We start from the raw sequence: 11651 nt of genomic DNA on the forward strand, positions 1-11651 counted from the left end.
TTACTTGCAACCCTTTTCTTCCATAGAAGCAAGGGGAATTAAATTTCAGTTCATTCATCATTTCATGCTTAAAATGACTGCGCAAATATAGTAAAAAAGGACTATTCAAGAACTGTTGCCCAAACAGCCTTTTTCAATGCCCATTAAAAAAGTTTAACCTGATCTGTATACTACATTCACAACCACAAACATCCTCTGCAGATACCCAGATATCAGTCGCCCTTGTTTGAAGCGCATTACATACCTTCCATAAAAGAGATGCTATTCTTCTTTTTTTATTCGGGTATCTTTATCCCAATGCGCTTTTTCCATCAGCATATCAAAGTTGGTTGTTCTGAACATCACCATCAAATAAGCGATCATACCAGACCAGCCAGTCTGATGGCTCGCACCAATTCCTGCGCCATTATCACCATGAAAATACTCATAAAAAAGCAGGTTATTCTCCCAATACTTATCTTCTTGAAAATCCTTATACCAACCATAAACAGGTCTATATCCCTTTTCATCCTTTAAAAAGATATTTTCCAGACGTCTAATAATTTCCTTCGCCACTTCTATCAGTGTCATCATATTACCAGAACCTGTGGGGCACTCAATTTTAAAATCGTCACCATAAAAGGCATATTGCTGAAACAAAGCACGAATAATGACGGTATTAGCAGGAAACCAGATGGGGCCACGCCAATTTGAATTACCTCCAAACATGGTGCTATCGGACTCTCCAGGCACATACTTCACTGTAAACTCCTCATTATTCCAGCTAAACACATAAGGATTTTCTTCGTGATACTTAGATAAGGAACGTATTCCAAAATCGCTTAAGAACTCTTTCTCATCCAGCATCACTTTCAGGATACTCCTCAACTTATCCTCATTGACCACACTAAGCAGTCTACGGTTATTTTTTCCCTTCTGGAGGGGATTGGCAATATTTTTTGATAACCTTTTCGTTCTTGTGATCATATACTTATGCTCTTTCGCAATAGAAGGCATCAGTTCCAGGTGCTCTGGTTCCAGGACGGTTGCAGCACACAAAGGCAGTAAACCTACTAAGGAACGCACTTTTAACCGCGTAGCACTCCCATCAGGAAAACGTAGCACATCATAAAAAAATTGATCTTCCTCATCCCACATTTCATCCTGATTATCTCCAATACGATCCATTGCAGAAGCAATCTCCAGGAAGTGGTTATAATAATCCACCACCTTATCTCTATACTCATCATACCCCAGATGCACCAGTTCAAGACATATCTCAAGCATATTCTGAGAATACAAAGCCATCCATGCATTACCATCCGACTGTTCTATATGACCTCCGGTAGGTAAAGTGTGGCTTCGGTCAAAGACCCCAATATTATCCAGGCCTAAAAAGCCACCCTGAAAAGCATTGGTTGACCTTGGGTCTTTATGGGTGATCCACCAATGAAAATTACGATCGAGACCGTCAAAGGACGTTTTTAAAAACTCCTTATCGACAAAACCGTCCATTTGCTTACTATTTTTATAAAGTGTAATAACAGCAAATGCATGAACAGGCGGATTTACATCATTAAAGCTCCATTCATAAGCAGGTATTTGCCCATTGGGATGCTGATAATTGTTCTGCAAAAACAAGGTGAGTTGCTTCTTGGCAAAATGCGGATCCACCATGGTCAGAGGTAGTGTATGAAAAGCCAAATCCCACACTGCATACCACGGATACTCCCACTTATCGGGCATGCTTATAATATCACTATTTTTAAGATGCTCCCAATCATTATTTCTCAATTGCCTGCGCGGCCCGCCCCTATATTCATTCAACCACTCAGAAACATCAAACTCATAATACTGTTTAGACCATAACATTCCAGCCAAAGCCTGTCTAATGATCCTCTTTTCATCTTCACTCACCCTGGCTGGATATATACTTTCGTAAAACGTCTCGTTTTCCTGCTTCCTGAGTTCTAATTTTTTATCAAAGTTATCAAAGTTATATTTGGGTGCCTTTCCTGCCTTGAGACTCATTCTAATGACCACACTTTCACCTGCCGGAATATTGACATCAAACATAGCTCCAGCTTTCGTTCCTTTATGTTCAGGATTGATGGCTTCGTTATCGTTATTTATAATAAACGCATTAAACGCATCCTTTACATAAGGCGATTGATTCGGTGTATTATAAAGACGCTCATTATTATCTTCGTTATTTGTAAACAACCAAAGAGGAGACAATTCGGTGCTTAATACATAAGGACCCAGGAGATCATTTTTGGCAATTACAGAGTTATCATCCAACAATGAAATCATTGGCTCCGTTGTCTTATAATTCCACCAAGTATTCCGAAACCACAAGGTAGGTAATAATACAACGTTGGCATCTTCTTTACTGCGGTTATGCGCACTTATCTTAATCAATATATTATCCGGCGATTTTTTTGCATACTCAACAAAAACATCCAAATAATCGCTATCCTTAAAAACATCCGTATCCAGCAGCTCATATTCAAAATCCTTATTGGTACGTGCAGCATTGGTATCCACCAAATCCAAATAAGGAAATTCTTTTAATGGATACTTATACAAATATTTCATGTAAGCGTGCGTTGGAGAAGAATCCAGATAGAAATAATACTCTTTTACATCTTCTCCATGATTGCCCTTAGGACCTGACAATCCAAAAAGTCGCTCTTTTAAGATAGGATCTTTCTTATTCCACAGGGTCAACGCAAAACACAAATGCTGTTTATCATCGCTTATACCCGCTATTCCGTCTTCTCCATAGCGGTAAACACGCGAACGCGATTGATCATGCGTGAATGAAACCCATGGATTATCGTGTCTTCCGTCATCCTCTCTAACAGTACCCCATTGTCTTTCACTTAGATAGGGCCCCCACTTCTTCCATGCGACCTGCTTATTTGCACAATCTTCTAGCCGCTCTTTTTCGCTCTGGGTCTTCATTATTACACTTAAAATTAAGTTCTATATTTGCCTTCTGATAAATGTCAAAATACAACAATAAATCAAAAAAACATTTCGACACAAAAACTCCCTAACACAACACTAAAAAACACATCCCCATCGATTTCACAATAGCAATATTAACTTATGAAACGATGGTTTTACTTTCTTTTCTGACCTCTGGTTTTTGGTTTCTTATACTTAGCAGCAAGCTTTCTTCTATAGGAACCTCCTTCATTGATCTTTTTATTTTTTTCTTTCTTTTCATGGAAAGCTGTCCCTCTGGTTGCAGCTATTTTAGGAGTCTTAACCACTGTTTTACCGGGTATTTCCGGTATTTCACTATCCAACTGCAGCTCCGACACCTCCACATTCTGAGGCAGAGAATCCAGATCCACATGAACATCCATCATTTTTTGGATTTTACTCCAGATACTCACATCATCTTCTTCCACAAAAGAAATAGCACTACCTTCGGCCTCTGCACGTCCGGTACGACCTATACGATGCATGTATGCTTCAGGTTCTTCCGGCATATCAAAATTCACAACATGACTTACGTTTGAGATATCCAATCCACGAGCAATAATATCCGTAGCAATGAGTAATCGTAACTTTCCGCTTGTAAACTCTTGTACCATCCTAAATCTGAAGTTCTGTGATTTATTGGAATGAATAACCCCTACCTCACCTTCAAAAATTTCTTCCATTTGAGCAAACAACAAATCGGCCATAGCTCTACTCTTAACAAATACCAACACTTTATCCATATCGCTATGAATATCCAAGAGATACAATAACAAGTTAATCTTGGTATAAAAATTAGGCACTTCGTAAGCCGACTGAAAAATCTTATCCAATGGTTTTCCGGTGGCAGCCACTTCTACCTTAATCGGGTCATAGAAAAAGTCATTGATAATTGTCTCCACATCAAAAGTCAAGGTAGCAGAAAACATGAGATTTTGTCTTCTCTCAGGCAGCAAATCAATAATCCTTTCCAACTGAGGTCTAAAACCCAGGTTTAGCATCTCATCCACCTCATCGATCACCAATTTTTGAATGGATTTTAAACGCAATGTTCCAGTCAAGGCTAAATCAATCAATCGCCCGGGAGTAGCTACCAACACATCCAGTCCGGCATACACCAGCTGCTTCTGAGTATTGATATTGGTACCGCCATATACACCTACGATTCGCACATTCATATATTCGGTCAGTTTTTGAAACTCACCAGCCACCTGTTCCACCAATTCACGGGTAGGCACAAGCACCAATACTCTGGGATGCTTTTGCTTACTAAATTTCAGATTACGCAACAAGGGCAAAACATAAGAAATAGTTTTTCCTGTTCCTGTTTGTGCGATGCCAACCACATCTCTGCCCGACATAGCCACAGGAAACACCTTCTCTTGAATAGGGGTTGCTTCCTCAAGCCCCATTTCTCCAAGAGCGTTTAGCAATACTGTATTTAAATTAAATTCAGAAAACTTCAAAATATGATGGTTTTAATATTTGAGCCAAAGATAAGAATGATATTTATAATTGTTTTATATACTGTACATATAAAAAAAGGCCGATTGTAAGAACAACCAGCCGAAAGCAATTGATACATGAGCTATTCATAAATTACCTAATCCAACAATGCATAAATACATCAGATTAGGAAAGATAATAAGGTTATTTTCTAGCCCATACTTTATTTACATACTCCTCTATGACCAATGTCTTGCAGGTGGCCTCCCCATGATCAATATCCACAGGACCTATCACCGAGGCCGCTTGAAGCACTTTTTCACGTAAAGCTTCCGTTCTGCCTCCAATGGAAATCAGACAAGTATTCATACCTTCTTTAGCTCTATTGGGAGAGGTTTGTAACTCATTTTTAATTTTTTGAATAAAGCCAGTAAAAAACAAATCACTTTTCGACTGATCATTTTTTGCAAAATAATTTAATATTGAAAACCCCACTCTTTTAATGTATTCATCGGGAGACTGAATCCAAAGATACATAATATCTAAACCAAAGCTTGATCTGGCGATTAATTCAGCAAAATAATCGGCCAGTACATAATACCGCACATTGGCTACCCATCGGTTCGCTTCATTGTGCGTAATTATTTTAGGGTCGGCAATCATACAGGCCAGGATACGAGCATCTATATTTCTCGTATTCCATAATTCCCTTGCTATATGATGATTCACTCCTTTTCTTCCATCAGGAGCAACCACTTCATCCTTCAGTTTCCGCATGTCGGCAAAACTAACCCCAAACAATTCCCCTTTAGCACCGTGCCGCCTGAAGACTTTTCTGTTTTCTTCGGCACCACATTTTTCCAATTCGGTATAAATATCTTTGAAATCCATATCAACAAAACTACAAAAAAATAGAATTGTTTAAAAATTTATCTTTTATTTTTGAAGAAATCAACCACCATTTCAGAACACTTATCTGCTAGAATTCCACCTTGTATTTGTGCCTTGGTATGAAAAATTGGGGGTGTATGCTTCATAAAACCTCTTTTTTCATCACTCGCTCCAAATACTACTTTTTTAATCTGAGCCCAATTTAAAGCACCGGCACACATGACACATGGCTCCAGGGTTACATAGAGCGTACACTCATTTAAATACTTACCCCCCAGATATTCTGCCGCCCCCGTTATGGCCAGCATTTCAGCGTGAGCAGTCACGTCATGAAGGGTTTCAGTCAGGTTATGTGCTCTTGCAATAATCTGATCATTACACACCACAACAGCCCCAACCGGTATTTCATCTTTTTGAGCAGCCATCTGAGCCTCTCTTAAGGCTTGCTTCATAAAATATTCATCTGAGAAATTGATTTTAGTCATCTTTTTACTTTAAATGTGTCAATACCTGTACTTTTATTTAATTTCTTTATATTTTCGCATGTTAATAAAGTAGGTTCCGATATGGAAACGAAAGTAATAAAATATCGGTACAGCGTATATATCCATAGAATTATAATAGATTAAGAGAATGTACAGATCACATACTTGCGGCGAGCTCAGGCTTGCAAATTTAAATCAAAGTGTTACACTGAGCGGATGGGTACAAAAAATCCGCAACCTGGGAGGAATGACCTTTATCGACCTGAGAGACAGGTACGGGATTACACAATTAGTGCTGGATGTCGAATCAAGAAAAGATTTAAGTGAGGAAGCACGCAAACTTGGCCGCGAATATGTTATTCAGGTAAAAGGTAAAGTAGAGGAGCGCAGTAACAAAAATGGCAAACTTCCTACCGGAGACATTGAGATACTAGTAGATGAGTTTAAATTATTAAACCCATCAGAACTACCTCCTTTCACCATCGAAGATGAAACGGACGGCGGCGACGAGTTAAGAATGAAGTATCGTTACCTGGATCTTCGACGCAATCCTGTTCGTAAAAATTTAGAGTTACGCCACAAACTGGGATTCGAAGTCCGCAACTACCTAAACCAACAAAACTTTATTGAAACAGAAACACCAGTTTTAATAAAATCGACACCAGAAGGAGCCCGCGACTTTATTGTTCCTTCACGCATGAACCAAGGAGAGTTTTACGCCCTACCTCAATCGCCACAAGTATTTAAACAACTACTGATGGTGGCTGGCTTCGACAGGTACTTTCAAATAGTAAAGTGCTTTCGTGATGAAGATTTAAGAGCTGACCGCCAGCCTGAATTCACACAGATTGACTGTGAAATGGCCTTTGTTGAGCAACAAGACATCCTTGAAGTATTTGAAGGAATGACCAAACATCTATTTAAGGTCACTAAAAATGTAGATTTTGACTTTCAATTCCCTCAGATGTCATACGAAGAAGCAATGAAAAACTACGGTTCTGACAAACCAGACATCCGCTTTGAAATGAAGTTTGTGGAGATGAAAGACATGGTAGCCAATTGCGGATTCAAAGTCTTTGAAGATGCTCCATACGTAGGTGGCATTTGCGCCGAAGGCTGTGCTGGATACAGTCGCAAAGAACTGGATAAACTAACCGACTTCGTTCGTAAACCTCAAATCGGTGCTCAAGGATTGGTTTACGTAAAATATAATACGGACGGATCATTTAAGTCATCAGTCGACAAATTTTTCGACGAAGCCACATTCAACCAATGGGCAGAAGCCTTTGGCGCTAAACCGGGTGACCTAATTCTTATTTTAGCCGGACAAAAGAGCAAGACTCAAAGTGCGCTATGCGAGCTTCGTTTAGAGATGGGTGAACGCCTAGGCCTACGAGATAAAAACAAATTTTCTCCACTATGGGTGGTAGATTTTCCACTCTTGGAATGGGACGAGGAATCCAACAGATTCCATGCCATGCACCATCCTTTTACCTCTCCTAAAAATGAAGATTTAGCACTTTTAGATACCGACCCCGCTAAAGTAAGAGCAAATGCATACGACTTGGTAATCAACGGTGTTGAAATAGGCGGAGGCTCCATCAGAATACATAACGACGAGCTTCAGCACAAAATGTTCCAACTTCTGGGCTTTACTGAAGAAGAAGCAGAAAACCAGTTTGGCTTCCTGATGAATGCCTTTAAATACGGAGCGCCCCCGCACGGTGGTGTTGCATTTGGCTTCGACAGACTAGTATCATTATTCGCCGGTATCGATTCCATCCGAGACGTAATTGCTTTTCCTAAAAACAACTCTGGTCGTGATGTAATGATAGACTCTCCTTCTCCTGTGGCAGAAAGTCAATTGGACGAACTAAACATTAAAATGAAACAAAGCAAGCAATAAGAACATTTTCCATTTTTTGGAAAATATGCAAAAGTTCAAAAAAGACACTAAAAAAACGGATTAAAAATATTGAATCCGTTTTTTTTACTATATATCACAGCTTACACCGCAATAAAAGACTAACCATTATAAAAATTCTTAACCGGGTTGGCATACATTTCCATCAAGCAAGCATGAATAAATTCCTTATCCGCATTCAATCTAGAGATATGCTCATTAATATAAGCATTAAATACATCCGCATCCTCCTTTGTATACTTAGATGCAAAAAGCTTGTTACCATTTACAAAGTCAGCGGCAATAAAATTACCTGGCCATAATTTATAATTACTATGTATATGATTATCTATTATTTCGGCCAACTTATTTAGGCGCTCATGCTTATCTAATTCATTCAGTCCTACCAACTCTTCATTCAAAGGAGCTGCAGCTTTAAAGTGAACCCTTCCTTTACGTCCTTTTATACCAGAACCCATGTGCTTTAAATCATCAGCCTGGGTCTTTTTATAATCAGGATTATCTCTTTTCAACAAAAACTCATGCGCCTTCAGATAATCACAAGGATCATACTCATACGAAATGGACAAAGGCACAATTTGGACCTCTTTAAAGTTTTGTTCAAAATCGCCATTCCCACTCATATTGATCATCTTCAAGAGACTGGTCTGTGTACGATCATCTCCATCCTTCGATCTCCCTTCACGTTGTGCAATCCAAACACTCTGATTTCGTTCTGTTATATTATATCTGATATATTTAGACATCAGATTTGAGCTTTGCAGCATTTGCCTTGCTGGCAAATTACGACGAACCACAAATGACTTATTTAACTTAACCAATTGCGTAATCCATGGATAAATGAGCAGATTATCACCAATGGCTATTTCTGAAGTTTCGTGACCATGCTCATGCAGGAGAATATTTAAAAAAGCTGAATCCAGCACGATGTCTCTATGATTCGAAATAAAGATATAACTTTTATTGGGGTCCAACTTATCTAAACCCTCAGCGGTCACACCCTTTGTAGTATCCTTAATAATCTCTTTAATAAAAGGATAAACCACACCTATTTGAAATTCCTTGATGGTATTAATAGATAACAGTTGGTTAACGAAATCGTTTATCGGAACATGAGGAAACAAGTATTTTAGCAATTCAATAAATGACTCTTCTTTTAATAACTGCTGAAAAACCTGATGTATTTCGTGATCGCGATATGGACGTAATTCGTTAAATTCTTGATCCGTTGCCATATTTGCATATATAAATTTAGTTCTCTGCAAAAGTATTACAATCGGCAAAAAAAAGAAACTTTTAACTCTATTTTAGTAAAAAGTACCATATTCAATTCCAATATTTGGAATACTTTCCAAATATTGACAAATAAACAAATGAGCAATAAGCTACACCATTGATTATCAGACCTCTTTATTTTTTGGCACACCAATTGAAGAATGCTTTCCAGACACAAACACGCAAGTTATGATTAAAATCAGAACATATAGCAACACCATTTTGGTATCATTTGCAAAAAACATTCAGTTGAATCGGAAAAATTCAGCCTTATTCAGAGATCAACTCATCTCTAAGTTGACCTTTCCCTATTCAAATATCATCGTAGACTTTAACGAAGTAAAAGAAATAAACAGAGAAATGATAGACGCATTGGTAGCAGGACAGCGATTATCCAAGATAAACCGGGGCCAGGTAAGTCTATTCAATGTTAACGCCCAAATATATAAAGCATTAAGGTTAGCAAAAGTGGATCACTTATTCTTCTTTTGTGATGAACCTAAGCCATTTTCGCAAGGACTATTAATGGCATAAAGATTGTGTTGTGTTGATCAATGCCGGGAGCTACAATTCTTGTCCCCACTTGAGTATCTCCCGGCATACTTTTCAACTTCAATTTAGACGTATTTTGACCATTGGTTATTATATACTACCTTTGTAAAACTTAAAATGTGTTGTGTTGATTGATGCCGGGGGTTGCAATTGGATTTGTCCCCAAACTAAGTAACTCTCGGTAATTTATCAAAAAATATAGATGCTGTATACCAATAGATACAGCCTAAAAACACTAAAGATGTGTTGTGTTGATTGATACCGAGAATGTTTGAACTGTTGTAATTCAAGCATTTCTCGGTATTTTCTTTTCACAAAAATCACACACGCCCCATTTCATATAACCATTTCCGTATTTTTACGTATTAACTAATAATTTTTAAGATAATTATATATTAACGTATAAAAACCATTCAACCTGAAAGATTCATCAATGGATGAATCAATAGAGTATATTAGATTCGGTTATACACAATAGCCGTATCAACCAACATAGATGAAGTCCATTCCATCCAACAGCATCACTGTTAAAGAAAGAAATACTTCAGCCATTGTTGAAAACAGGGTTGTGTTTTGACAAAACAATATTTTTATGAGGCGGATATTAGTTCCTATTGATTTTTCCGAAAATTCTTTCAATGCATTGAATTATGGAATTCAAATTGCAAATAAGTTAAATGCAGAACTGCGTATTATTCATGTCAGAACCCAAAAACAGACGCAGAAATATTTGCGTAAGAACATAGACTCTTTGCTAACCGAAGACTTGGAAGGCTGGTTAGATGAAATCATTATCAAACACAAACCCAGCTATTTAGTACCTGGCGGAAGCATTGACTATAAAATCAGAGAAGGCAATGTATTTAAAGAGGTATCGAACCAAGCCAAGTATGACGACACCACTATAATAGTAATGGGGACACATGGAGCCTCAGGTTTTGAAGACAAATACATTGGTAGCAATGCGTACCGATTGGTTAGTGCTTCGGAAGTTCCGGTACTAGCCATAAGGCCGGAAAGAACATGGCGAGGCATCAACAAAATTGTACTTCCCATCAGCCAACGTAAATCCAGCAGACAAAAAGTACCGGCTGTAGTAGGACTGGCCAAGCTTTTTGATGCCCAAATATATGTGGTAGGCGTAAAAGAAAAAGGTTATAGTCTGGCCAACAGTCGAGTTAAAGTCTTTGTAAAGCAAACGGTGAAATTCATTGAGAAAAATACAGATATTAAAGTTGATTCACAATTGATTACCGAAGGAAAACGAGCTGACGTCTTATTAAAATATGCAAGCACCATAGATGCCGATATTTTAGCAACCGGCATGCACCACTCAGGTAATCCATTTGAAAACATCATAAAGCCCTTTGTAAATCAATTAATTAACGAATCAGACTGTCCTGTCCTTGCTGTTCCAACAAAAGAAATGCTATCTTTGAGCTCAAACTATTAATATTAGATATGCTCAAAATAACGTTTGCTTTTATTTTTTGTTTGTTTGTTACAAACCTTAAGTCACAGGAAAATACAGGCACACAATTTTTTAGGAACATTTGTGATGCGCAGACAGATTCAGGAAGCTTAATTATTTTTCAAGAACCTGGATTAGAAAATATTGTAGGCATCCATATAGATGCCAATAAAAAAAGCCGAGGTATTGATGGATTTCGGATTCAACTATACCTGGGCTCCAATAAAAATGCCAAGAAAGAGGCTACCCAAATAAAAGGAAAACTCTTATCTCTATTCCCGGAAGAGAAGCCATACATTATGTATGAAGCCCCATTCTGGAGAGTTCAGGTGGGCGACTTCAGGAGTAAAAACGAAGCATTGTCGCTATACCGCAAACTAAAAATAGAGTTCCCCAGCTGTTATCCGGTACCTGTTGACAATGTATCTATTGGCAATTTAAAATAATTACGCTGATACTATTGTCTAAGCCCACCCATTCATAAATGAGTATAAATAGTTTTTCAAACTAACGACCATACCCCCTATTGCAGTCAAGAATTCTCATATAGAAAATAGCTTAACATTTATTAATGGGTACTTCTTGTTGGGTATACCGAAAAAATAGAATAAATTTGCGCTTTCTTAAAAATGAA

Annotated in this window: 9 protein-coding genes; 4 read left to right on the plus strand and 5 right to left on the minus strand. The window is 38.0% G+C overall.

The genetic code is table 11. The annotated features are described in order from the left end of the window. Positions 1-261: 261 nt before the first annotated feature. The 4 genes from CYTFE_RS26775 to CYTFE_RS0115200 form a co-directional block, all read right to left on the minus strand. On the minus strand, positions 262-2946 hold the full coding sequence (locus CYTFE_RS26775; protein WP_044262839.1) for an MGH1-like glycoside hydrolase domain-containing protein: 2685 nt from the start codon (positions 2944-2946) through the stop codon (positions 262-264). A 161-nt stretch (positions 2947-3107) separates the two neighbouring features. Beyond that, positions 3108-4439, minus strand: a complete 1332-nt coding sequence (locus tag CYTFE_RS0115190; RefSeq protein WP_027472479.1) for a DEAD/DEAH box helicase — start codon at positions 4437-4439, stop codon at positions 3108-3110. A 184-nt stretch (positions 4440-4623) separates the two neighbouring features. Further along, positions 4624-5310: a DNA alkylation repair protein gene (locus CYTFE_RS0115195; RefSeq protein ID WP_027472480.1), complete on the minus strand. Its 687-nt coding sequence runs from the start codon at positions 5308-5310 to the stop codon at positions 4624-4626. Between the two features lie 38 nt (positions 5311-5348). Continuing rightward, the gene (locus tag CYTFE_RS0115200; RefSeq protein ID WP_027472481.1) at positions 5349-5795 is read right to left on the minus strand and encodes a nucleoside deaminase; all 447 of its coding nucleotides are present in this window, start codon (positions 5793-5795) and stop codon (positions 5349-5351) included. Positions 5796-5943: 148 nt separating this feature from the next. Between CYTFE_RS0115200 and aspS the strand changes: the two genes are divergently transcribed. Next, a complete protein-coding gene (gene aspS, locus CYTFE_RS0115205) occupies positions 5944-7701 on the plus strand; it encodes an aspartate--tRNA ligase (protein WP_027472482.1) in 1758 nt (585 codons plus the stop codon). 119 nt (positions 7702-7820) lie between these two features. Here the strand turns inward: aspS and CYTFE_RS0115210 are convergent, their stop codons facing one another. Beyond that, positions 7821-8954: a 1-acyl-sn-glycerol-3-phosphate acyltransferase gene (locus CYTFE_RS0115210; RefSeq protein ID WP_027472483.1), complete on the minus strand. Its 1134-nt coding sequence runs from the start codon at positions 8952-8954 to the stop codon at positions 7821-7823. A gap of 229 nt (positions 8955-9183) precedes the next feature. Here CYTFE_RS0115210 and CYTFE_RS0115215 point away from each other — a divergent pair, with 229 nt between their 5' ends. The 3 genes from CYTFE_RS0115215 (at position 9184) to CYTFE_RS0115225 (ending at position 11463) form a co-directional block, all read left to right on the plus strand. Then, positions 9184-9528, plus strand: coding sequence for an STAS domain-containing protein (locus CYTFE_RS0115215; protein ID WP_027472484.1), 345 nt, complete (start codon positions 9184-9186; stop codon positions 9526-9528). A gap of 610 nt (positions 9529-10138) precedes the next feature. Continuing rightward, positions 10139-10999, plus strand: coding sequence for a universal stress protein (locus CYTFE_RS0115220; RefSeq protein WP_027472485.1), 861 nt, complete (start codon positions 10139-10141; stop codon positions 10997-10999). An 8-nt stretch (positions 11000-11007) separates the two neighbouring features. Further along, on the plus strand, positions 11008-11463 hold the full coding sequence (locus CYTFE_RS0115225) for an SPOR domain-containing protein (protein ID WP_052343226.1): 456 nt from the start codon (positions 11008-11010) through the stop codon (positions 11461-11463). Positions 11464-11651 lie beyond the last annotated feature (188 nt).

The sequence above is a fragment of the Saccharicrinis fermentans DSM 9555 = JCM 21142 genome, assembly GCF_000517085.1.
Taxonomy (GTDB): Bacteria; Bacteroidota; Bacteroidia; order Bacteroidales; family Marinilabiliaceae; genus Saccharicrinis; species Saccharicrinis fermentans.

What these genes read in the sequence shown, in the direction of transcription:
- CYTFE_RS26775 (WP_044262839.1), bottom strand. Translation starts at nt 2,946, where the DNA reads ATGAAGACCCAGAGCGAAAAAGAGCGGCTAGAAGATTGTGCAAATAAG.
- CYTFE_RS0115195 (WP_027472480.1), bottom strand. Translation starts at nt 5,310, where the DNA reads ATGGATTTCAAAGATATTTATACCGAATTGGAAAAATGTGGTGCCGAA.
- CYTFE_RS0115200 (WP_027472481.1), bottom strand. Translation starts at nt 5,795, where the DNA reads ATGACTAAAATCAATTTCTCAGATGAATATTTTATGAAGCAAGCCTTA.
- aspS (WP_027472482.1), top strand. Translation starts at nt 5,944, where the DNA reads ATGTACAGATCACATACTTGCGGCGAGCTCAGGCTTGCAAATTTAAAT.
- CYTFE_RS0115210 (WP_027472483.1), bottom strand. Translation starts at nt 8,954, where the DNA reads ATGGCAACGGATCAAGAATTTAACGAATTACGTCCATATCGCGATCAC.
- CYTFE_RS0115215 (WP_027472484.1), top strand. Translation starts at nt 9,184, where the DNA reads ATGATTAAAATCAGAACATATAGCAACACCATTTTGGTATCATTTGCA.
- CYTFE_RS0115220 (WP_027472485.1), top strand. Translation starts at nt 10,139, where the DNA reads ATGAGGCGGATATTAGTTCCTATTGATTTTTCCGAAAATTCTTTCAAT.
- CYTFE_RS0115225 (WP_052343226.1), top strand. Translation starts at nt 11,008, where the DNA reads ATGCTCAAAATAACGTTTGCTTTTATTTTTTGTTTGTTTGTTACAAAC.